Raw genomic sequence first — 23,297 nt, forward strand, 5'->3', positions numbered from 1 at the left:
ATACTCAACATCAATAATGACGCTTAAGCCTTTGCTTTTAACTCACCAATCGGCAAAATCGTGCGACCATATTCATTGTTGAGCACTTGCGCCATGGCAAAGTAAATCGCACTCGCGCCACAGATAATCCCTTCAAAACCCGCGATAGTGCCAATTAAGGCGCTGCCAGTGAAATCTCTTGCCGCCAACAGGAAGAACAAAATGGTGAGCGAGGCAAACACAAACTGTTTCGCTCTTGGGTAGCGTAGCGAACCGACGAACATAAAAGCAGTAAAGATCCCCCACAGGGTTAAATACCATCCCATAAAGTGAGTTGGGCTCGCCGCAATTCCGGCATTAGGCATTAAAATCAGCCCGACTAAGGTTAGCCAAAATAAACCGTAGGAGGTAAATGCGGTTGTCCCAAAGGTATCACCCCGCATAAAACACATAATGCCGACAATAATTTGGCCAAGTCCGCCATAGAAAATGCCCATCGCTAAGATCATTGCATCAATCGGAAAATAGCCCGCATTGTGAATGTTCAGCAGGATAGTCGTCATACCAAAGCCCATTAAACCTAATGGAGCAGGATTCGCCAGTTTCGTCGACACAGGAAGTCCCCAAAAATAAATAAGTTAATCTCAGCACCTAGATACACTCTAGGTACTTATTATTTTATAAAAAGCGGCGAATTCTAGATAACTAATAAAGAGATCACAATCAAAATATCAATACTAGACAAAAACATAAATTTATCATTAAAAATCATAATCATAATAAATATAAAATTCAATTAGACCTAAAGTTTAAAAATTAATCCAATAAGATTCAAACAACTACAAAACATCGACATAAAGAGTGCGCCACATCTGATTTATCGGTTAATTTTGCTCGACTTCAAACTTCCCATTTCCCCACCTAAAAATAACGTTAGCCCACATAGGGCTAAAGCCTAAAAAACATTAACTTCATCCTATAACGCCATCAAAGATGAGATAAGTCTAGTTTTAGACAAATTGATAACATTTAGGCGCGCGGGGCAAGGAAACTTAAGCCCTTTTAGAGAGTCTTAGAGGGAAGAGCTCAGCTTGGCGTAAGAGAGGATGCGATTGAGTGGCATTGTATGGTGGGTTCATCTTTGCAAAACAGCCCTCAACCCTCGATAAAACTGCCCATAAAATAAGCGACTTTGGCTGGCAAAAATGGCTCACCAAATTAGCGAAAAATTATTTATATCTAAAAAATAATAGCAGTGATAGATTGCTATCTGTTGACGCAGCGGCATGATGGGAAACCAGTTAGGCTGTTGTTAACTATCAATAACTAAAGGAAATAAAATGAAAACCTTATCAGCTGTTATCACACTATCGGCACTTATGAGTTTCGCAACCTTTGCCGACGAATCGACACTTCCTCCCGCCCCTGCAAATGATATCGCTCAACTGACAGAAGTGTGCCAACAAATGGCCTCTGAAGATCAGGTCGAAAATGCCGAGCTTAAGCAATATGTGCTCGACTGCGTGAATGACCAGCTAACAGAAATGGGTTATCAAACCGTAAAAGAACTTAACTGATCGTTTTAACTTCCTTTAGCCTATAAGCTCTTTCGGGTTTTAGCGCCTTGTCCTTATGCCATTCACATTCTGAATGGCATTTTTATTGGGCAGACAAACAGATTTGGCAAACTTTCACCTCGAAAAACACAACAAAATAGCAACCAAAAATCAGCAACCTTAAAAACCCTAAACAAAGGTATTTTTTGCTTTTATTTTGTCTTTCAAGTGATTGCGTAATCTACATATCAGCTATTTATATGATATCTGTATCATTTTGCATCCCTAAAGGTGAAAGCACTGTGGAATTAAGCATAAAATGCTAATCTGTTGCCTATTATCGACAGACATTAAACCCGAACGCAAAATCATGTATCGAATTCTATTTATCTTACTCGCCGCACTTAGCCTACCTTCAATAGGAATGGCGAAAGAACCGTGCGTCACTAAAGATGAATGTATTGAAATGCGTAACTGGGATTTAGGGGTAGCGATCGGCTGGGGACAGAAGACCAATCCATTGCGAGATTTTGATGATATCCCAGTCTTCTTTATTCCCACCGTAGCTTACTATGGTGAGCATTGGTTTTTTGATAATGGCAACTTGGGCTACAGTTTAACCGAGCAGAAGTACTTCAGCTTAAACTTAGTCACCAGTTATAGCTTAGATAGGGCCTACTTTTACCGTTGGGATCCGTCCAATATCTTCCTAAAACGCAGTTCACAGGAAGAGGCCAGACTGCTCTCAACCAATACCGCCCTGAGCAGTGAGCCGGACCCCGTATTTAACTCCTTAGAATCGCGCAACTTTACCATGCTCGGCGGCGCCGAAGCCTTTATTTATAGCCCGTTAGGTGTAGTGAGATTGGCCTATACCCATGATATGTTTAATGTGCACCAAGGGTCTGAAGCGCAAATCAAATGGACCTATGGCTGGCATTTAACGCGCTGGTTGATGGATATGTCACTCGTATTCGATTGGAAGAGTACGAATGTGGTCGACTATTACTATGGTGTTCGCCCGAGTGAAAATGATTATTGGAGCCAACATTACCATGCCGATGCAGGTTGGAATAAAGGAATAGAAATGACAGCCCGTTATATCTTAACTGATAACTGGGATATGCTGTTTGCGTTCCGCTACACACAACTTGCAGACGAAATTGCCGCCAGCCCCTTGCTCGATCAAGACTATAGCAGCACATATTTTATTGGCGCAACGTATAGGTTCTGACACTAGTGACTCCTCTTCATATCAGGATGCTGTGCGTGTTAGGCCTAAGCGTTAGCTTGATGGGGCCCAGTTATGCACTTGCAGCATCAGATGAAGAGTCAACCTTAAAACTCACCCCCGAAATCTGTATCACTGGGGATGAAAGCCAAGCCTGTGAGATCCGCGTAGAGCTACAGTGGCAACTCGTTAATGACGAGCTAGTCTGTATCTTGTCCGATAATAACGCCTATCCTAAATGGTGTAGCGAATCACTGGAACAGCATGCAATAACGTTGAATGTCAGTACGTTAAACGATATTCAATTTATCTTAGTGAGTAAGGACACCAATCAAACACTGGCTGGAGCCAAATTAAAAATTACGTCAACCTCGCAGCCTCAGGTGCGCAGACGTTACCGTAACCCTTGGAGTTTATTTTAATGACGAATCCACAATCACCCCACAGAGTGTTATTGGTTGAAGACGATGTCCGTCTTGCGAATTTAATCGTAGATTATTTGAAATCACACGGTATGCACGTTGAAGTCGAGCGCCGCGGTGACACAGTCTTAACCCGCTTAATCAACTACAAGCCCGATATCATACTGCTAGACATTATGTTGCCAGGTCTAGATGGCCTTAGCCTGTGTGAAAAGCTGCCCGATTACTTTGCCGGCCCTATCCTGCTGATGAGTGCCCTAGGGTCGAGCGAAGATCAGATCAAAGGCTTAGAACTCGGTGCCGACGACTATGTGGTGAAACCCGTCGACCCCGCGCTGCTGGTTGCTCGTATCAACAACCTATTACGTCGCCAAAACCAACCGCCGCAGGCCGAATCCCACTGCCTGACCTTTGGTAAGCTGAGTATCGATCCCCATACCCATGCTATCCGCCTCGACAATAAAGAAGTCGATCTCACCAGCCATGAGTTTGAACTCCTCTGGTTACTGGCCTCACAAGCGGGACAAGTGCTGAGCCGTCAGTACATCTATCAATTACTGCTTAACATTGATTTTGATGGTAAAGATAGAAAGATAGACGTACGTATTTCAAGGCTGCGTAAAAAGCTCAACGACAATATCGAGACCCCATTCAGAATTAAAACCGTCTGGGGACAGGGTTATCTCTTCGCCCCCGAGGCTTGGAACAACTAAGAGCTGCCGTGAAACGTCTCTTTATCAGCTTATATTTACTGCTGAGCCTCAGTTTTCTAGGCATAGGCTGGACACTGGACAGCCTGTGGCAGAAAAATGTGGACGAAAATAATGCGTTAGACGCTCCTCTGGTTGCGTTAGCCCAGTTGCTAACCCAACTGCCAGAGGAGAATCGTAACGACTATCTTGAGGCGCTGCCCAGCCATGATCAGTTGCCCCTTAATCTGCTCAGCCCAGATCAAATTGCGCTAGCCAAAGACCAACAGCTCACGCCCAATCATGTGGTTACCACCACAACCAGCGAGGGCGAACAATTCCAGTTTATTCAGGTTGGCGAGCAAGTGTTAATGGCAGGTCCCATCGAAATAGACCCAAGGGCCTCACTGCGGAATCTGTTTACGCTGTTTTTCTATCTCTCGTTGGCATTGGTTGCGCTGATTTGGGTCGGCCCGTTGTCGCGTGATTTGAGTATTCTACGTAAGGCCACCAAGGATTTTGGCGAGGCCAAATGGGATACACGCATTAGCCTCTCAAACCGCTCGCAGGTTAAACCCTTAGCGAACACCTTTAATGAAATGGCGCGCCATATCAGTGCGTTAATCGAAAACCAAAAACATTTATCCAATGCGGTTTCCCACGAGATCCGCACCCCACTCGCACGGCTGAAATTCGCCCTCGCCCTAATGCCGATGTACTGCCAGCCCGATTCTGACGAGCAAAAGCGTCAGGATTTTCTCAATGAGATGCAGCTCGACATTAAGGAAATGGAAAACCTGCTGCAGGAACTGCTGACTTACGCCAGTCTTGAGGCTCAGCGCGAAGGCACGCCTTTAGACGAATACGATCTGCTTAGCTTAGTTAACCAGAGCATCAAACGCTTGAGCAGCTTAAGTGATACCCCTATCCACTTACAGGCGGAGATGACAACTCTCCCCTTGGTCGGCGAACCCGCTCTGATTGAACGCGCACTACAAAACCTGCTGACCAACGCCCAGCGTTTTGCTCGCCAGCAAATATTGATTGAAGTCAGCCAAACCCCGCAAAGGGTGACTTTAAGTGTCAGTAATGATGGGGAGCCTATTCCCGAGGTGGATTTACCTATGGTGTTCGAGCCCTTTTATCGCAGCCAATCGGTGCAAAATGGTAACAAGGGTCATGGCTTAGGTCTGGCGATTATCAAACGAATTATGCAACGTCATCAGGGCGAAGTAAGCGTCAGCAGCAATCCCACTCAAACGCGCTTTACCTTAAGCTGGCCAAAGAAACGGGAAATTTAAGCCCTTAAGTATCGCTCTCAAAGTTAGATTATTCATCGAGGTCAAAATCCCCGAGGTCTAACTCAGCGGCGTCTTGCGGCTCAAAATCGAGTTGTGGATTAAGCGCCGCCCTCTCCTGCTCAAGTGCTTGCTGACGAGCTTTGTATAAGGCCAACTGCCGCCGACGTTTACGTTGGTGGCATAAACGGATCACATCATGCTTTTGGGCATCGGTGAAGTGCAACCAATTGAATCGCTCCTCACGATTACGCAGGCAACCTTTGCAATAGCCGCGGGCATCGGTTTGGCACACACCGATGCAGGGGCTAGGTATTTCGAAAAAGGCTAACTGTTCCATGATGTTGAACGACTCTACCAGTTAAGCATCTAAAATACGTGACCTTAAATACACAAGTAAAACAAGACAAAAATTAAACACTTTTCACTAAATTACTTGCAGTCTTACTGTTAATCAAGGCACATTGAACAGAGTTTGTACAACTTGGAGTGCCATCATGGGATACAAAAATATCGCCAGTCTGTTTGTCGCCTTGGTCTTCGTCAGCGGCTGCAGCAGTAAGCCGAAAAATGATTACGATCTCAATTACGACTTTAAGGCATTACAGAGCTTCACCCAGCTCGCTCCCCAGCCCAGCGACGACCCACTCAGCGCCCAGCGCATTCAAACCGAAATCACCCAGCAATTAAGCCAAAAGGGCTTTACTGAAAATGCCTCTTCCCCCGATTTTAAAGTCGCCTATGGCTTACTGACCCAAGACAAGCCCAAAGACTCAGGCCTATCCATAGGCTTAGGCACGGGCAGTTTCGGCCGCTCTGGCGGCATTGGCGTAGGTACAAGCGTCGGCGTGCCGCTTGGCAGTGATACGGCAAAAATCCAAACTATTCAAATTGATATTATCGACACTAAAACCAATAAGCTGATTTGGCGCGGCACAGATAGTTTCGATTTTGATGGCGGCGGCGATAAAAAAGCTCAAGACACAGCCAAAGCCGTTAGCCGGATTTTGGCGCAGTTTCCACCGCAGCCATAGGTCTGATTAAAACGGCGCAGATTGATCTGATGGCGGTTAGTCCTTGATGGTTTAAACCATAATGACTTAAATCACCGTGGCTTATGCAATAGCCAATAAAAATGGGCGATTAACGCCCATTTTTATTGCCAAAGGAAGGTCAAACCCTAAGCGTAAGCTTAGTTAGGGTTAAGAAAATAACCCTGATGACAGATAACGGTCGCCCCTATCACACACAATTGCGACTACAACGGACCCCGGATTCTGCCTCGCAATCTCGAGCGCCGCAAATACCGCGCCGCCAGAACTCACGCCAGCACAAATACCTTCTTCACGGGCCAAGGTTCTCGCCATAGCTTTGGCGTCTTGCTCCTCAATGTCCATCACGGCATCGACACGGGCAGCATCGAAAATACCCGGTAGATATTCCTGCGGCCAGCGGCGAATCCCCGGAATCGAACTGCCATCGGCGGGTTGTAGCCCGACAATAGTGATATCGGGATTACGACTCTTTAAGTATTTAGACACGCCCATAATAGTGCCTGTGGTACCCATGCTAGAGACAAAGTGAGTGATCTTACCTTGGCTCTGCTGCCAAATTTCGGGGCCAGTAGTCTGAAAATGGGCGTTGGCATTATCTTGATTATTGAACTGATCCAGCACCTTACCTTTGCCTTGTGCCTGAAGATCTAAGGCTAAATCCCGCGCGGCTTCCATATTGTCCACCAGCAGCAACTCGGCGCCATAGGCCTGCATGGCATCCTTACGCTCTTGGGTCGAATTTGACGGCATGATCAGGATCATCTTGTAGCCTTTAATCGCCGCAGCCATGGCTAAGGCGATGCCCGTATTGCCACTGGTGGCTTCAATCAGGGTATCCCCGGGGGCTATCTCTTGGCGAAGCTCCGCCTGAATAATCATATTCAGCGCCGCGCGATCCTTTACCGAGCCAGCAGGGTTATTCCCCTCCAGCTTTAACAATACCGTTGAGCTACCACAATCAAGCCGCTGCAAACGTACCAGCGGAGTTTGCCCAATACAGGCTTCAATAGTCGGAAAGTCAGACACTCGGTTATCCTTTATTTGATAAAAGCGACTCAGTATTTGGGTATTTTAAGATGCTTGGACGCAACAAACACGTGAATATCATCAACGGCATACAATTAATCGCTCATAGTTATTCAAAAAAGTTCTATTTATGTGGCTTTTTATAAATAAAATCTTCTATTACTCTATTCCTATAACTGACACAGTTGCCAGATTAAGGAGTACAAAATGCCAGTAAAATTGACTAAAGCCCTGCTGGGAACCCTATTGCTGGGAACCTCCCTCAATGTGGCAGCCGCCGATCAGACACTATTAAATTCGTCATACGATATCGCGCGGGAATTATTTAATGCCTATAACCCTGTTTTTGCTAAACATTGGCAAGAACAAACTGGCAAGACCGTTGAAATCAAGCAATCCCATGCGGGTTCTTCCGCTCAGGCTCGCTCGATTCTGCAGGGCTTACCCGCCGATGTAGTGACCTTTAACCAAGTCACCGATGTACAAATTCTGCATGACCGCGGCAAGTTAATCCCAGAAAACTGGCAACAACTGCTGCCGAATGCCAGCTCACCTTACTACTCTACCATCGCGTTTTTGGTGCGTAAGGGCAATCCAAAGCAAATCAGCGACTGGAATGATTTAGCTAAAGATGACGTTAAGTTGGTGTTCCCGAACCCAAAAACCTCGGGTAATGCGCGCTACACCTACTTAGCAGCCTTAGGTTATGCCCAGAAAAACTATGGTAAAGATAATCAAGCCTCACTAGATGAGTTCTTGAAGAAGTTCCTCGGTAACGTTGCCGTATTCGATACGGGCGGGCGTGGTGCAACCACTTCGTTTGTAGAGCGTGGCATCGGCGATGTGCTGATCACCTTCGAATCTGAAGTGAACAATATCCGTCAGCAATATGGTGCCGATGATTACCAAGTTGTCGTGCCTAAAACCTCGATTCTGGCGGAATTCCCCGTTGCCGTCGTTGAGAAAAACGCTAAGCGTAACGGCACACAAGAATTAGCAACCGAGTATTTAAACTATCTTTACAGCGAAGAAGCACAACGTTTGTTAGCCGGATTTAACTACCGCGTTCACAACGAGAAGGTTGTTGCCGAATTTACCAAACAGTTCCCAGCGGTTGAGTTAATGACTGTTGAGCAAATCATAGGTAACTGGGACAACGCCATGAAGACCCAATTTGCCAATGGCGCCAAACTGGATCAGTTATTAAAACGTTGATCATCCGCTTGGGTACCTAAGTCACCAAATCCACAACCCGGGCAATGTCCCGGGTTTTGTGGTTATATCGCGGCAACGGACAAGGTCGCTATCACAAGTTGTCTTTATCGCGATTGAGCAATAATGTGCTAATGGCATAATAATATTGGATTAACTCCATTAACCTTATCGGGTGGTTATTCAGTGATATTTAATAATGGGCGCTTACGCCACAAGCGGGTTTTGCCGGGGTTTAGTATCAGCCTAGGTGTGTCTCTGCTGTTTGTCAGCTTGATCCTCCTGCTCCCCACCACAGGCCTGATTATGCAAACCAGCCAGATGAGCTGGGCCGAGTATTGGGGCGTGATTGCCGATCCCCGCGTGCTGGCAAGTTATAAAGTCACTATTTTATCTGCACTGGCCGCCTCCCTGTTTAACTGTCTTTTTGGCCTGTTACTCGCCTGGGTGTTGGTTCGTTATGAGTTTCCGGGTAAGCGCATCCTCGATGCCTTAGTCGATTTACCCTTTGCCTTACCCACAGCCGTCGCGGGTATCACCTTAGCGACCCTGTACGCCGAGAATGGCCAGATTGGTAGCCTGTTGGCCGAAATCGGGGTCAAAGTGGCTTACACACCATTGGGGATCGTGGTTGCGATGATCTTCACCAGCATTCCCTTCGTGGTGCGAACCGTCCAGCCCGTACTGGAAGAGTTATCCCACGATGAAGAAGAAGCTGGCATGACCTTAGGCGCAACCGATGGCGCCGTGTTTTGGCGGGTGATTTTACCTTCCCTCTGGCCTGCCTTAGTGGTCGGTACGGCGCTGTCTTTTACCCGCAGCCTAGGTGAGTTTGGCGCGGTGATTTTTATCGCAGGCAATATGCCCTACATCAGTGAAATCACCTCCCTGATGATTTTCGTTCGTCTACAGGAATTTGATTTTGCCGGCGCCAGCGCCATTGCCTCCGTTGTACTGCTAACCTCGCTGTTGCTGCTACTGCTGATTAACCTGTGGCAGGCGCGTTATTTACGCCGCATTCACGGCCGATAAGGAGCCACCATGAACTCATTTAAACCGTTAAGAGTCGGTGAAGCGCCCCTTATCAAATGGAGCCTAATCACCCTAGCCGTGTTTTTGGCCATGGTATTGTTGCTACTGCCCTTAGTCAGTATTTTCCAGCAGGCCTTCGTCGGTGGTTGGGAGCGTTATATCGAGCATCTTAGCCAGCCCGACTCACTCCACGCTATCGGGCTGACCCTTATGGTCGCAGCGCTGACCGTGCCAATTAACTTAGTGTTTGGGGTGCTGCTCGCTTGGAGCGTAACGCGCTTTGAGTTTCCGGGGCGTAAGTTACTTATCACCTTGATTGATATTCCCTTTGCCGTATCGCCCGTGGTCGCAGGCTTACTCTATCTGCTGCTTTACGGCAACAGTGGCTGGCTTGGCGCTTGGCTATTTGAGCACGATTTACAGATCATGTTTGCCTGGCCGGGGATTCTGTTAGTCACCATTTTCGTGACTTGCCCTTTTGTTGCCCGAGAATTAATCCCATTGATGCAGCAACAGGGCGCATCGGAGGAAGAAGCCGCGGTTATTCTTGGCGCCTCATGGTGGCAACTGTTTCGCCGCGTGACTCTGCCCAATATCAAGTGGGCGCTGATTTATGGGGTGATCCTCACCAATGCCAGAGCCGTGGGTGAGTTTGGTGCCGTTGCCGTAGTATCTGGCAATATCCGCGGTGAAACCAACACATTACCTTTGCATGTGCAATTACTTTACGAAGATTATCAGGCCGAAGCCGCCTTCGCGAGCGCGTCACTGCTTGCCTTGATCGCCCTATGTACCTTACTGCTAAAAGCCTTAGTAGAGTGGCGCCAACAACGCAGCTTATCCGCCAATGACAACCAAGAGCAGAGCCAATCATTATGAGTATTCGTTTAACTAATATTTCCAAAAAATTTGGCCAATTTCAGGCGCTCTCGCCGCTCAATCTGGATATTCAAGAAGGCGAGATGATAGGTCTTCTCGGCCCTTCTGGCTCGGGTAAAACTACCCTATTGCGGATTATTGCTGGCCTTGAGGGCGCGGATAGCGGCCAAATCCATTTCGGTAATCGCGATGTGACCCAAGTGCATGTGCGCGACCGTAGAGTCGGATTTGTCTTCCAAAACTACGCCCTGTTCCGCCATATGACGGTCGCCGACAACGTCGCCTTTGGACTCGAAGTCATTCCGAAAAAACAGCGCCCGTCTAAGGCTGAAATCCAAAAGCGCGTCAGCCATTTACTCGAAATGGTACAACTGGGCCATTTAGCCCAGCGTTACCCTGAGCAGCTCTCGGGCGGACAAAAACAGCGTATCGCCTTGGCCCGAGCCTTAGCGACTCAGCCCGAAGTGCTGTTACTGGATGAGCCCTTTGGCGCCCTCGATGCCAAGGTGCGTAAAGAACTGCGCCGCTGGTTGCGCAGTCTTCACGATGAGCTGAAATTCACTAGCGTGTTTGTGACCCACGATCAGGACGAAGCCTTAGAGCTTTCCGATAGGGTGGTGGTGATGAGCAACGGCAATATCGAGCAGGTCAATACTCCGATTGAGTTGTACGCCCAACCCAATAGCCGCTTTGTGTTTGATTTTTTAGGTAACGTCAATCGGTTTGAAGCGAGCTGGCAACAAAATCGTTGGACTAATGGTGACGCCTTCTTAGTACCACCGGAGCAAACGCCACTGCAACAAAACGGCGCGCTCTATGTTCGTAGCCATGAGCTAGCACTGGCGGATAAACCCAACAGCCAAGCCCATATTCCCTTTACCATAGTGGCGATAACACCGGTGGGCGCAGAAGTGCGTGTCGAACTGGCGCCTATCGGCTGGCAGAGTGAAGAACTGTGGGAAGCCACCTTTACCCACCATCATCTGCAAGAATTAGGACTGCAAAAAGGCAGTCTGGTCTACGCCACCCCAAGAACGGCTTATTTCTTTGGTGAACAAGGTGATGGCTCGCCCGTGCGTCAAAGCTGGCCCTTCCTCCCGCCGGGCAGCTTGGCCTTCGATATTTAATCGCAGCCAGTATTTACCTAATACACATAACAAAAAAGCGCTGACAAAATTGTCAGCGCTTTTTATTCACTCTTAGGCAGCTTAACACCAGCTCCAAGCGAAGTCGTTAGCGTAAAACTCCACTAGTGCCCATCGAAGAACAGATAGTTTAGCCAGCCCTGCATCCGCAGCAGCACTTTGCGCATCACGGCCACATGATGGAAATGTTCAGTGTACACAGCCACTTGTCCCGCAACGCCCGCCGGGAATTGACGGCGTATCGCATCATCTTCAATATCGATTAATACGATAACCCGGCCACTTTGGAACAATTGATTAGACGATTGCAGCGTACCATTCATCTGAATCTCCCCCTCGGCCATCGCGGGGAGTACCTTAGCGACTTTGCCCTTAAACACTTGTCCGGGCGCCGCATCTAATACCACCTCTGCCTCATCCCCTTCCTGTAATCGCAGCAGGGAGTTTTGCCAGAATGCGCCAGCAAAATAACGCTGCTCATCGGGAATAAAACTCATCACTGGCCGTAAAGGTAAAGGCACCGCCATTGCACCTGGGCGCAGCGCCATTTGGGTAACAATACCATCGGCGGGTGCCCGTACTACGGTTTGCTCGAGATTATAGAGCGCGCTTTCAAGATCCCCCTGAAGCCCAGCGACCTTCGAATTTACCCCATCCACATTGGACTCATAGGCAAGACGTGCGCGTAACTCTTCGGCCTGCGCAGCCGTTAGCTGAGCCTCTGAGGCAAAAAACAGTTGGCGTCGATTATCTAATTCCAGCGCAGTGAAGGGAGAGTTTGCCCCACCTTTACGATGGCCTTGCTCATAGCGATCATAGGCCGATTTATTGCGTTCCCTGTCGGCAGCCACTCTGGCCACATTCGCCTTGGCTGCCTCCCAAGCGGCCGCAAGTTGTGGCACTTCCTGCTCCGCCGCTAACAACGCCGCTTTTTTACGTTTTACCACGGCCTCAAAGGGTGTTGGGTCGATTCGAAATAGCACATCCCCTTGTTTCATCGGCGTATTTGGCTTAGCTTCCACCGAAATCACTAAACCTTTTACCGCAGGTGTAATCGGGATAGTGACATAGTATTCCCGTGCGAAACGGGAATAGGGATGGTTGTAGTTCATGATAAGTAGCAGCGCCCCAATCAACACTACGCCTCCTAATACGGCGGTCGGCACTGTCCATTTATTCATTGGGATCTTAAACACTTTAAAAATCACAATGCAGATCGAGGCGTAGGTTAATATCAGTAGTAAATCCATGTTACACCTCGGCTTTTTGGCTAGTTTCGGTCACACTGGCTTCTGTGGGTATTGCCTCGGATTGCTTCACCACCGCAGGCTTGGCTGTCGATTCCAGTTGTTCAAGCTTTGCCTGCAAGGCCAATACCGTTTCCCTTAGCGCTTTAACATCATCCTCCAATGCCTGCTCGCGCTTCATCACGGTATTAAAGCCCCAGCCTCTATCTTCTCGATATAAGGTCGCCCAAATCCACAGAAACGGCCAAAGGGCATGCAAGGTAAATAAACTGACCCAGCCCGCGATATGCAATGCATCCTGCTGGGGATGATTGCGTTTTTTCGCAATTTCATAGGGGATATCGTGAATGGCAATTACGCCATAGAAGATCACCACTATGACAAAAAACAAAATGCCTAAGGCAAAATAATCCAAAAACATGTTCAGCTCCCACTCCCTTCCCGCTCTTTATTTCGGTTAGAAATCAATCCCCTTGCCGAAACCGCCCTTTGCAACCGTGCCTATCAATGTGCAGCACAATATAGTTCTACACCATGAAAACAAATTCGCAACAAATCCATTTAAATAGCTTGACCCAAAACACAATTGTTTATTTTGGCACGGCTAATGGCATCCAAAGATGCACTATCAGCAACGACAAATAGCGATAGCTAAGGTGGGATTGTTGTTTGCCAAATGCAGCAAATAGCAGGAAAGGGATCTTTAAAAGCCTAGGCCTTTACTTCTTGTATCGAGAAGGCTCTAGCGTGAGTGAGCAAAGCGTAACGTAAGCAAAGACAAGATTTGCAGGAAGCTAATATCAGCTTAGATTTCTATGTGGTAGCACCCGATGTAGAGGCGCAGGATCGCAATCTCACAGCTCCACAATGCAGAGTATTACGCCAAGAACCACAACAGCTAAGTATTTAACTTCAATCGAGTTAACATCTTTCTTGCCACTGACACTCGACTAAATTGAACTCATAGTGGCTATCATGGGGAGCGATATTGGCCTTTAATTTAAAGCTTTGACCACCTGCGGCAATCCAGCACTTGGAGAACCATTCGATAAGCTCATTTGTCGCGATATGCCAAGGGTCAAGATCTTCATCCTTTTCGATATATTCCTCTTCAAATTCATCGGGATAAACATGGTCTATGTCGAGTAAATGAGGATTAACTGACGAGGCGTATGAAACCTTGCCATCGATATCCATAAAAAATACCCGCACTGGGAATTGGGATGAAAAACCATCGACAAAAACTTCAAATGCCAGCGTGACCACCTCTTGAGGATAATCATGCCCAATCAATTGCTTAAGAACGGGCTGTAACTTATCGGTGAGCTTATCTAAGTAGCCACCGACTTTTTCTGTAAACTCTTGCTCGAAACTCATCTCTTCCCTGCTTATCATGCGGTACGACTGGAACGGCGAATATTACTTATGTTAAAAAATGCCATTAAAGTTCTAAATAATCCATATCGACCAGCAAGTTAACATCGACGGCGCTGATATCCAACTCTTCCCCAACCAAAAGCCACTACTGAAATTTAAAGTCGTTTTATGGCGAATAAGGCTCGGCCCCATACGCAGCCATAACACAATCAGTGATAGTGGGTTAAGTTGCTACTCATGGGCATTGACTGTGCGTCCTGCGGCCCATTGTCTTAGGGCATTAATCTTATCGCCCATCACTATGGATAAAGGTTTGGTTTTGGTCAGTTCTTCTAACAACATGTCTTGGTCAAGACTGCGCGCTAAACTGCGGGCGCTGTACATGGCGGCGATAACGGCTTGCTCGATTTCAGCTCCCGAAAACCCTTGGCTATGGCGCGAAAGCTGCGCAAGGTCGAGCCGAGTCACATCAATACCACGGCGCTGGCAATGGATTAAGAAAATCGCCTGACGAATTGCCTCGTCGGGTAAATCGACAAAGAAGATTTCATCCATTCGCCCCTTACGCATCAGCTCTGGAGGCAGGACTTGAATATCGTTAGCGGTGGCGACTACAAATACCTCGGACTTACGCTCCGCCATCCAAGTTAATAGTGTGCCCAAAATGCGGGTCGAAGTGCCCTCATCACTGCTACTGCCGCTTAAGCCTTTCTCTATCTCATCAATCCAAAGGATACAGGGCGACATCATATCGGCCAGCTCGAGGGCGTTACGCAAGTTCTTTTCAGTTTCGCCTATGTATTTGTTATATAGGGCGCCCATATCGAGTCTGAGCAAGGGTCGTTGCCATACGCCCGCGACTGCTTTGGCCGCAAGGCTCTTACCGCTGCCCTGCACTCCGAGTAATAACACGCCTTTTGGCGCATCGGGTTGTACCGTAGCCTTGTCATCTGTGGTTGCCTGCGTCGCTGGCGCGCGCTGCTTTAACCATTTCTTGAGATTATGTAATCCAGCAATCTGCGAAAAATCACTGGTGTCGTACTCAAATTGCAGCACACCGTTGAGATCGAGTAATTGGAATTTAGCTTTGTTGATAAGGTCCACATCCGAATGGGTAATGGCGCCATCATCCACAATGGCTTTGTGGATCAACCGTCTGGCATCATCTAAGGTCACACCGCGCAGGTTTTCCGCCAGTTTACCCACGGCTTTATCATCCACAGTGAGCGGCATGCCTTCGCCGCGCACTTTATCCACTTCAAGGTAAATCAAGTTCTCAAGCTGGGAGGTACTCGGCAGGGTGAGCTGAAAATAGGCGCAATAGCGCTTAATTTCGGGCGGGATCTCAAAGGCATGGCTCACCAGCACCAACGTATGTTGCAGCGCATCGTATTCGAGGGCGATTTCTTTAAGCAAACGGACATTCTTTGGCGCATCAACCACAAAGGGGTGAAAATCACAGAGCACATAGATGCCCTGCTGGGTCGTCGATTTAATCTGCCCTAGGATATCGCCAGGTTCAGTATTAAATTTCTGCGCCGCCATGGGTTTATCGACCCGCGTCAGCCCTTGGGTAATGCTCCAGGTAAATAAGGGCTGATAGAGCACATTCGCCACCCGCTTAAGCATGTCTACAACACGGTATTCCTCATAGGTTTCAATCACTACGATGGGCGTTTTAGAACGTAGTACAGCGGTTAAATCGCGAATGTCTTGCATCTTAGTTTTCCATAATCCGTTATGAAACGAAAAGTTAACATAAAACACCGCCACAAACAGGATTTTTACCACGCCCAAGCACTAATCGCTCTTAAATAGCTTGATCGAAAACACAGTTGTTAATTTCAGTCTCATGCTTTAGCGCCAATCGGGGTAGACTATGGCCCAAGAACGTCTAAAGGCGTCAATTATCCCAATATAAAAAGGTACCCACACCATGATAGGAACTCCCTACACAGAGGGCGCTCGACGCGCCATGTTGCTTGGCTGCGGTGAGCTAGGTAAAGAAGTCGCCATCGAGCTCCAACGCTTAGGTGTTGAAGTGATTGGCGTCGATCGTTATCCTAATGCCCCTGCCATGCAAATTGCCCATCGCTCCCATGTGATCAATATGCTCGACGCTAAAGCGCTTCGCGCCATTATCGAGCTAGAAAAGCCCCACTTAGTGATCCCCGAAATTGAAGCCATCGCCACTCAGACCTTGGTCGAGATGGAAACCGAAGGCCTCAATGTCGTGCCGACCGCACGCGCGACTCAGCTGACCATGGACAGAGAAGGTATTCGTCGCCTCGCAGCCGAAACCTTAGGTCTACCGACCTCCCCCTATTTCTTCTGCGACACTGAAACCGAGTTTAATCAAGCCATTGGCAAGATTGGCGTACCCTGCGTGGTCAAACCCGTGATGAGTTCATCGGGCAAGGGCCAGAGTGTTATCCGTGATGCGGCCCAAAGCACCAAAGCTTGGCAATACGCCCAAGAAGGCGGCCGCGCGGGCGGTGGCCGTGTGATTGTTGAAGGCTTTATCCCCTTCGATTACGAAATTACCCTGCTGACCATTAGTGCGGTTAACGGCATCCACTTCTGCGCGCCAATTGGCCACAGACAAGAAGACGGCGACTACCGCGAGTCATGGCAACCTCAAGCCATGTCGGCCGACGTGCTGGCAAAATCCCAAGCAATCGCCAGCAAAGTGGTCGAAGCCCTCGGCGGTTATGGCTTATTTGGGGTCGAGCTGTTTGTGAAGGGGAGCGATGTGTACTTCTCTGAAGTCTCGCCTCGTCCGCACGATACCGGTTTAGTCACCTTAATTAGCCAAGATTTATCCGAGTTTGCACTGCACGTTAGGGCGATTCTTGGTTTGCCCATTCCGAATATCCACCAACATGGCCCCAGCGCCTCGGCGGTAGTATTGGTGGAAGGCAAATCGAAAAACATTCGCTATCAAGGTCTTGCCGATGCATTGGCGGCGGAAAATACTCAGCTCAGATTATTCGCTAAACCTGAAATCGATGGTCGCCGCCGTTTAGGGGTGGCCCTCGCCCGCGATAAGGATATCGAAAGCGCAGTCAACAAAGCGTTGGATAGTGCATCTAAGGTAAAAGTGATTTTCTAGGCATGAATGCTTAACGACTTGTCGCCAATACCTTAATGTTTAGTACTGTGATCAGCACCGCGCCCAGCACTATTGCTGGGCGCGTTATTAAGGCGTTTAAGCCGAGTTAACCGCCATACCAATCCTACTCAAATTGATTTCGCGTCTAATGCAAAAGCCTGATGCAATCCAAGATGGTTTTGAGGCATAGTAGCCCTCTATTTGGCATGACCCACGCTAGGCTTTACTCTTATCCCATGGATTTACGCAGTCGTTATTCCACTCTCTTTCACTCTAAGCGCTTTCACTCTAAGCGCTTTCACTCTAGACGCTTTCAGTCCAAGCACTTTGAGCTCAAGCACTTTGAGCCTAGGCGCTCTAAATCCTTGCAAGCGATACATCGCCCCCTTTTTCTATTACTGGCGTTATCCTTTAGCTTAGTTTTCCTGAGTGCCTGTCAGCCAGCAAATCAAAATACATCGAGCATAAAAACAGACACCTCCGCCCCGCGTGAATTAAGCCAAGAGGTGTATGTGTGGCAGCGGCAATGGCGCGATGCTAATCAAAGCGCCTTGGTCGAAAGCCAAAGCGCGTTTAATGGCGTGCGCATTCTTGCATTGCAAGCCCATCCCAAACCCAATGGCGCGGATATCTGGTTTGAAGTGCAGGTCAACCATGAATGGTTACAGGCCGATCCTCGCCCTAAAGTGGCGGTAATAAGATTAGATGGCCAACTAACGCGCCTAAATAATCGCGAAGTAATCCAAAAAATCCTCGCGCTCATTCAAGACTGGCAGGCAAAGGGTATCAAGCTTGCGGGAATTGAAATCGACTACGATAGCGCCAGCAGTAAACTCGCGGCCTATAACGCTTTTTTACTCGAGTTAAAAAGCCAATTACCTCACACACTTAAACTCAGCATTACCTCATTGCCCGCTTGGTTGAGCAGCCCGGAGTTTCCGCCGCTATTTGATAATATCGATGAGCTGGTACTGCAAATTCACAGTGTCAGCGATCCACGTTTAGGGCTGTTCGATGCCACGCAGGGTTGGCAGTGGGTCGAGCAGCTATCACGGTTAGCCAAGGTGCCTTATCTCATAGCTTTGCCGTCTTATGGCTCGGCGGTGTATAGCACAGCATCGGGTTATCGAGTGGAGAGTGAAGTGCCGATGCGAATGCCATTGGCAGACACTGTATCTTCGCAGCATGTTGCGCGCCAAGAGTTGATGGCCGATCCACAGGTGTTGCAGTCCTTCGTCAAACAACTGCACACCTTTGCCGACCCCAAGCTTAAGGGAATGATTTGGTTTCGATTACCCCTCGAAGGGGATAAACGGGTTTGGCCACTCTCGACCCTGATTGCGGTCGCCCAGCAGCAACCACTCGCCCCGCACATTGAGCTAGAAATCTTAAACCAAGCCAATACTGAGCCTGCCCAACATGAGGCACCGAAAACCAGCTTATTTCAATTAGTGTTAGTCAATAAGGGCAATCTTGCGGGCGAGTTGCCGGGCCAGTTGTCCCTAGCGGCGCAGGCGTGCAGCGGGTATGATGCGCAAAACGGTTATCAAGCCAAATTAACCCAAGGAACATTAGTGTGGCTGTTACCGCAAGCCACCTCAACGGAGCGCGCAGCAGAGCCTGCCTCCTCGCAGTTTGCACCGAATTTAATCTCAGCGGTCGAGCTAAGCCCAAACGGGCGCAGAGTTATCGGTTGGGCACGTTGTGAGTCATTACATTTACAGGGAATTTATGCGCCATAAGCCACATTCATTGCCAGCGAATCCTCTCCCTCGCTGGAAAACCAAATTCAAACAAACCAGCCTGATTGGGTTAAGTCTCTTCTCCCCCGCACTGTTAGCCTGTGGCCCAGACTTTCCGCTGCAATTAACCCAAGACAGGCAAAATAACCTAAGCTATTTACCGCAAACCAGCTTTAGCCAACAACTTAGCGGTTTAGCTAAACCACTGGCTTGGCAGTTTCAAGATGAACCTGCGGCGCAGGAATACCTCTGGGACGAGGTGCATAGTCGCTATCTTTCCCAGACTCGCGCCTATGAAAACAGCGAGTTATCCGAAGCTCAGCTCGCGCTTGTCAATAGTCTGCGTGATGCGCAAAGCTTGGCAGAGGCCGAGCAAATCGCCGCGCAGTTAAAAGAGGGCTTAGCGCCCGCCTTAACCTGGTACAGCCTTGGTGCCATGGCGTTTGATCTCAAAGAGTACGATAAGGCCAGCGATTACTTCAAAAAAGTCATCGCCCTACCTGACAGTGAGCGCGCGGGTCGCAGCCTGTGGGCGCTGTATAGCTTGTCTCGTATCGAGCTGATAAAGAGCAAAACCGCCAGCGATAATAGCCATTTTGTTCAAGCCAATACTTACTTGCAGCAGCTACAAACTGAGGTGACCCAAGGCGCCGCCGATCCGCTACGCTTGAGTTTGGCAGGCCTTGGCGAGCAGGCTTATATTCTGCTGCATCAAGGCCAAGCTCAAATTGAAGTCACTCGTGGGGAATATGAGCCGCCGAAAATTGATGTAGCCTTAAATCCTGCCACCTTAGATAAGGTCATTGAACTCTATGCCACCCAGTCGGTGCAGGGTGACAGTAGCGGTTATGATTCGCTGTTGATGTTAAGCCGCAGCTTAATGTCTAAAAATATCAATGAACTAAAACCATTGTTACAGCAGCCGAGTGTGCAACAGTTGCTCATTGCCTACTGGCAGAGCAGTGCTAATGATTTCGCCTTCGACGGACAACTGATGGACATGGGCCAAAAGGTTGCCGAAATCCTCACCGTATTCCCAACCGATGGCGTAGTACTGAGCCAGGGCGATAAGTTAGCGGCGATTTACTACCAATTGGGTGACTATGCCAGCGCCGAGCGCATGCTGGCACTCGCCAAACCGAGCGGCTTAACTTGGTGGCTCACGGCGAAGCTTATGCTGCAAAAGGGTGATCAAGCGCAAGCGGCTAAGGCCTATGCCCAAGCAGTGCATCATTTTCCAACCGATGCGATTTCAGGTACTGAGCATTTAAATGCTAAGGATACCCAACAACAGGCTATCGATGCCGATGCCCAACAAGCCACCTATTGCCGTATTCGCGCCGAGCAGGGCGTGCTATCCCTTGAACGGGGCGAATATGTCGATGCCCTAAACCAACTGTTCGCCAGTGGCGATGAGTATTGGCAGGATATCGCCTATGTGGCCGAGCGCGTGCTCACCACCGCCGAGCTTAAGCTGTTTGTCGACGAGCATGTGCCGGTAATGAACTTCGAGTATCCCAAGGACAGCGATTGGTACGACAGTGTCGAGCCACTCAATAATCGCCTGCGTTACTTACTGGGTCGTCGCTTACTGCGTGAAGGCGCGATTGCCGAAGCGCCAGCTTATTTCAGTAATCCCACACTTAATGCCAATGTGCAGGAGTATGGCAAGGCATTGACCACAGCCAAGAGTAGCAAGGGCATTGAGAGTGCCCGCGCCTATTGGACTGCCGCCGAACTCGCGCGTCATCAAGGCATGGAAATCTTAGGCTTTGAATTAGCGCCGGATTATTCGATTTACGCCGGGATGTTCGACTTAAGGGATTGGTATGCAGCGGATAAGCTCAGCGATAAAGAGCAGCAACGCATCAGCGCCAGCCAAGCGATTCCCGATAAACGTTTCCACTATCGCTACCAAGCCGCCGAGCTGGCAAGCAAGGCCGCCGACTTAGTCCCCCACAACAGCCAAGCCTATGCGGCGCTATTATGCCAAGCCACAGGTTGGGTGTTATATCGCGATGATGAACTCGCCCAACGCTACTATAAAAAATACGTCGCCAACGGCCCCTTTGTGCCTTGGGCCGAGAATTTTGGTACGCAGTGTGAAACCCCAGACTTTGACCGCGCCGTCGAACGGGAAAAAGCCAACCAAATCGCCGAGTGGAATGCGATTTACCACAAACTGAAAAAGCCTGTGGCCGTTAGCGTTGCCATCATCGCCGCCCTACTCGGCGCTTACGCGTGGCGCAGAAGAAAGCGTAAACAGTAAAAACACAAAGCGCCTTTCTTATCACCAAAGAAAGGCGCTAAAGCAGAGCTGATGAATTGCTGGAGTACAGGGAGAATTGCCATTGTTTTCCCAGTGACACGCCATGAATATGTCCTTATAGGCTCGACGGCGGCATCCATGCCGCCAACGGTCACTGTTGCAACAATGGCAATCTTTACGACCATCGAACTGTTCATTTGGCTAAAAAGCTAATGCCCCATTTAGTGTTTCGGCTCGTTAGCTCAATCGAAAATTCCCACACCTGATGCCATACATATTCTTATCTATTTGCCTATGTTTGGCCTTACCAAAAATCGGCTAACAATGATGGGTATACAGTCATATTTAAATTTAGGTGTTTTGGTATGATTTTTAGACAATATCAGTGCACATTAACTCCATCTGCAAAAATAAAACGCTATAAAATCAGGTGAATATAGTAACTGAATTTTAGTTAATAGGTTTGGAAAACGCGCATGCGCGTTTTTCCAGATAGTGTATTTGGCAGAAAGCTGATAAGTTCTTTGCATACAGGTAGTTAACAGTGCGCGTTTTTGCTGGTCTAACGAGATAAACGCGCATGCGCACGAATAAAATGTTAGCCGGTTTTCGGGTTTTATAGTTTTCGCCGGTAAGGCAACTCATCAAGGATGGTGGCGCTGTTTGGCAGTTCTTCGTTTTAGCCAAGTTTAAATCGCCAGTTGTTTTCGCTGCATCCCTTCTGATAGTTTGTCCTTAACGTAAATTTTACAGGTGCCAATCACCCTTTGCGGGCAGCGACGCTGCGCGGGTCAGTTGTTGGTTGGTTTTGTTTTTTATTTGCACGTGCGCGTCGTTCTTTGGGTTTGCTTGCTGAGCGGTAGCATTGGTTCGGCTAACAAGGCGCGCCACAGTGACGTCAAATCGCTGCGCGCTTTGCCGCACGTGCGCTAATCGTTATGCGTAAAAGGAGTGGCCTTGGAGTTTTATCTAAAAAAGTATGGAAACGGGCTTTTTATACTTATAGCAGTTGTTGCAATAATACCAAATTTTTTGTACGACACAGTTTTGAATGCACCTTATCACTGGGCCTTTAAATATTTGTCGATTCCAATTTTTGGTTTATCTTTCTATGTTTATTTTTACAAATTACCAAAATTTCGACGCAAAGCTGGAAATTTTAAAGGCTTTGCATGGACATCAATGGTTGCAGCATTATTATTGCTATTTAGTGGTGGCTATGTTCTTTTCTTTAACGCTTGGGTGGGCAGCCAGAAAGAAGTTTATTTATCAGGTACTGTTGTCGAACTTGATACATATAAAAGTACTAAAGGCGGTATGAGCTACTATGTGTATGTTCTACTTCCCAACTCAGATGAGCCGGTTAAATTAGATGTATCAAAATCACACTTCAATACATTTAAAGTCGGTTCAGAGTTTAAGGAAGTATGGATTCGAGGATCACTAGGTATTCTGTATCATCGGCGTTAACGCATAACAAATAAGGATAGGCCGCGCGTAGCCGCGACCTTATCCCAAGTGTTGAACAAGCCCGATGCTGGTTGTGGACACTTTATTATGCAAATAGCGGATTGAGAATGTGTACTGGCGAAGGTCTTATTTTGAAAGAGACTTTTATGCAGACATGACCCGCCCTTAGCGAACGAGCTAATATTTTTATCACTTGTTCATCAAGCCGTTATCAAGTCCTCATTCTGTTTGGTTAGCCCGTTATCCTTATACTTCTCGCCTTAGGCGGTGATGTTAGCGCCTGTCGGTCGAAGTTAATAGCGGGGACAGCCATATCTTTTTGTGTTATTCAGCACCTTCAACTAGGCTTTAAAATATCCTGATTTTGTCTGTGTGGAGTTTGCGATGACTTCGGCAAGAAGACAGCTAATTGATGCTAATTCAACGCCCTTCTACCATGTGATAAATCGCTGTGTTAGAAGGGCTTTTTTGTGCGGCGAGGATAAGTTATCTGGATAATAGCGGGGACAGCCATATCTTTTTGTGTTATTCAGCACCTTCAACTAGGCTTTAAAAT

21 protein-coding genes are annotated in these 23,297 nt (G+C 48.1%); 14 read left to right on the forward strand and 7 right to left on the reverse strand.

Annotation, left to right across the window (positions count from 1 at the left end):
- Positions 1-23 precede the first annotated feature (23 nt).
- Entirely contained in the window at positions 24-593 is a 570-nt protein-coding gene (locus SHEWANA3_RS16700) for a GPR1/FUN34/YaaH family transporter (protein ID WP_011718002.1), read from the reverse strand.
- 726 nt (positions 594-1,319) lie between these two features.
- Here SHEWANA3_RS16700 and SHEWANA3_RS16705 point away from each other — a divergent pair.
- From SHEWANA3_RS16705 to SHEWANA3_RS16725, 5 genes are all read left to right on the forward strand, one after another.
- On the forward strand, positions 1,320-1,556 hold the full coding sequence (locus SHEWANA3_RS16705) for a hypothetical protein (protein WP_011718003.1): 237 nt from the start codon (positions 1,320-1,322) through the stop codon (positions 1,554-1,556).
- A 349-nt stretch (positions 1,557-1,905) separates the two neighbouring features.
- The gene (locus SHEWANA3_RS16710; protein ID WP_041413119.1) at positions 1,906-2,769 is read left to right on the forward strand and encodes a MipA/OmpV family protein; all 864 of its coding nucleotides are present in this window, start codon (positions 1,906-1,908) and stop codon (positions 2,767-2,769) included.
- 26 nt (positions 2,770-2,795) lie between these two features.
- A complete protein-coding gene (locus tag SHEWANA3_RS16715) occupies positions 2,796-3,188 on the forward strand; it encodes a DUF3019 domain-containing protein (protein WP_011718005.1) in 393 nt (130 codons plus the stop codon).
- The gene (locus tag SHEWANA3_RS16720) at positions 3,188-3,901 is read left to right on the forward strand and encodes a winged helix-turn-helix domain-containing protein (RefSeq protein WP_011718006.1); all 714 of its coding nucleotides are present in this window, start codon (positions 3,188-3,190) and stop codon (positions 3,899-3,901) included. Before SHEWANA3_RS16715 ends, SHEWANA3_RS16720 begins: the two co-directional genes overlap by 1 nt.
- Positions 3,902-3,909: 8 nt before the next feature.
- Positions 3,910-5,178, forward strand: coding sequence for an ATP-binding protein (locus SHEWANA3_RS16725; protein WP_011718007.1), 1,269 nt, complete (start codon positions 3,910-3,912; stop codon positions 5,176-5,178).
- A gap of 28 nt (positions 5,179-5,206) precedes the next feature.
- On the opposite strand, the gene SHEWANA3_RS16730 is transcribed toward SHEWANA3_RS16725, so the two are convergent.
- The gene (locus tag SHEWANA3_RS16730) at positions 5,207-5,515 is read right to left on the reverse strand and encodes a DUF1289 domain-containing protein (RefSeq protein ID WP_011718008.1); all 309 of its coding nucleotides are present in this window, start codon (positions 5,513-5,515) and stop codon (positions 5,207-5,209) included.
- Between the two features lie 157 nt (positions 5,516-5,672).
- Between SHEWANA3_RS16730 and SHEWANA3_RS16735 the strand changes: the two genes are divergently transcribed.
- The gene (locus SHEWANA3_RS16735) at positions 5,673-6,209 is read left to right on the forward strand and encodes a DUF4136 domain-containing protein (protein ID WP_011718009.1); all 537 of its coding nucleotides are present in this window, start codon (positions 5,673-5,675) and stop codon (positions 6,207-6,209) included.
- A gap of 168 nt (positions 6,210-6,377) precedes the next feature.
- Here the strand turns inward: SHEWANA3_RS16735 and cysM are convergent, their stop codons facing one another.
- The gene (gene cysM, locus SHEWANA3_RS16740) at positions 6,378-7,256 is read right to left on the reverse strand and encodes a cysteine synthase CysM (RefSeq protein WP_011718010.1); all 879 of its coding nucleotides are present in this window, start codon (positions 7,254-7,256) and stop codon (positions 6,378-6,380) included.
- A 207-nt stretch (positions 7,257-7,463) separates the two neighbouring features.
- Here cysM and cysP point away from each other — a divergent pair, with 207 nt between their 5' ends.
- From cysP to SHEWANA3_RS16760, 4 genes are all read left to right on the forward strand, one after another.
- On the forward strand, positions 7,464-8,471 hold the full coding sequence (gene cysP / locus SHEWANA3_RS16745) for a thiosulfate ABC transporter substrate-binding protein CysP (protein ID WP_011718011.1): 1,008 nt from the start codon (positions 7,464-7,466) through the stop codon (positions 8,469-8,471).
- A 183-nt stretch (positions 8,472-8,654) separates the two neighbouring features.
- Complete coding sequence (cysT, locus tag SHEWANA3_RS16750; RefSeq protein ID WP_011718012.1) at positions 8,655-9,500, forward strand: sulfate/thiosulfate ABC transporter permease CysT; 846 nt, start codon at positions 8,655-8,657, stop codon at positions 9,498-9,500.
- 9 nt (positions 9,501-9,509) lie between these two features.
- The gene (gene cysW / locus SHEWANA3_RS16755; RefSeq protein WP_011627003.1) at positions 9,510-10,379 is read left to right on the forward strand and encodes a sulfate ABC transporter permease subunit CysW; all 870 of its coding nucleotides are present in this window, start codon (positions 9,510-9,512) and stop codon (positions 10,377-10,379) included.
- Positions 10,376-11,506: a TOBE-like domain-containing protein gene (locus tag SHEWANA3_RS16760; RefSeq protein WP_011718013.1), complete on the forward strand. Its 1,131-nt coding sequence runs from the start codon at positions 10,376-10,378 to the stop codon at positions 11,504-11,506. Before cysW ends, SHEWANA3_RS16760 begins: the two co-directional genes overlap by 4 nt.
- 122 nt (positions 11,507-11,628) lie before the next feature.
- On the opposite strand, the gene SHEWANA3_RS16765 is transcribed toward SHEWANA3_RS16760, so the two are convergent.
- The 4 genes from SHEWANA3_RS16765 to SHEWANA3_RS16780 form a co-directional block, all read right to left on the reverse strand.
- On the reverse strand, positions 11,629-12,774 hold the full coding sequence (locus SHEWANA3_RS16765) for an HlyD family secretion protein (RefSeq protein WP_011718014.1): 1,146 nt from the start codon (positions 12,772-12,774) through the stop codon (positions 11,629-11,631).
- Position 12,775: 1 nt separating this feature from the next.
- Entirely contained in the window at positions 12,776-13,192 is a 417-nt protein-coding gene (locus SHEWANA3_RS16770) for a DUF3302 domain-containing protein (protein ID WP_011718015.1), read from the reverse strand.
- Between the two features lie 500 nt (positions 13,193-13,692).
- A complete protein-coding gene (locus tag SHEWANA3_RS16775; RefSeq protein WP_011718016.1) occupies positions 13,693-14,148 on the reverse strand; it encodes a hypothetical protein in 456 nt (151 codons plus the stop codon).
- 231 nt (positions 14,149-14,379) lie between these two features.
- Complete coding sequence (locus SHEWANA3_RS16780) at positions 14,380-15,867, reverse strand: AAA family ATPase (protein ID WP_041412742.1); 1,488 nt, start codon at positions 15,865-15,867, stop codon at positions 14,380-14,382.
- Between the two features lie 217 nt (positions 15,868-16,084).
- On the opposite strand from SHEWANA3_RS16780, the gene purT reads away from it, so the two are divergent.
- The 4 genes from purT (at position 16,085) to SHEWANA3_RS16800 (ending at position 22,741) form a co-directional block, all read left to right on the forward strand.
- The gene (gene purT, locus SHEWANA3_RS16785) at positions 16,085-17,260 is read left to right on the forward strand and encodes a formate-dependent phosphoribosylglycinamide formyltransferase (protein WP_011718018.1); all 1,176 of its coding nucleotides are present in this window, start codon (positions 16,085-16,087) and stop codon (positions 17,258-17,260) included.
- A gap of 236 nt (positions 17,261-17,496) precedes the next feature.
- Positions 17,497-19,002 carry a DUF3142 domain-containing protein gene (locus SHEWANA3_RS16790; RefSeq protein ID WP_084796731.1) on the forward strand — a complete coding sequence of 502 codons (1,506 nt, stop codon included), beginning with the start codon at positions 17,497-17,499 and terminating at the stop codon, positions 19,000-19,002.
- The gene (locus SHEWANA3_RS16795) at positions 18,992-21,271 is read left to right on the forward strand and encodes a tetratricopeptide repeat protein (RefSeq protein WP_011718020.1); all 2,280 of its coding nucleotides are present in this window, start codon (positions 18,992-18,994) and stop codon (positions 21,269-21,271) included. The genes SHEWANA3_RS16790 and SHEWANA3_RS16795 overlap by 11 nt, the downstream gene beginning before the upstream one ends.
- 957 nt (positions 21,272-22,228) lie before the next feature.
- Positions 22,229-22,741, forward strand: coding sequence for a hypothetical protein (locus SHEWANA3_RS16800; RefSeq protein WP_041412744.1), 513 nt, complete (start codon positions 22,229-22,231; stop codon positions 22,739-22,741).
- The last annotated feature ends 556 nt before the right edge of the window (positions 22,742-23,297 follow it).

The organism is Shewanella sp. ANA-3 (assembly GCF_000203935.1).
Lineage (GTDB): Bacteria > Pseudomonadota > Gammaproteobacteria > Enterobacterales > Shewanellaceae > Shewanella.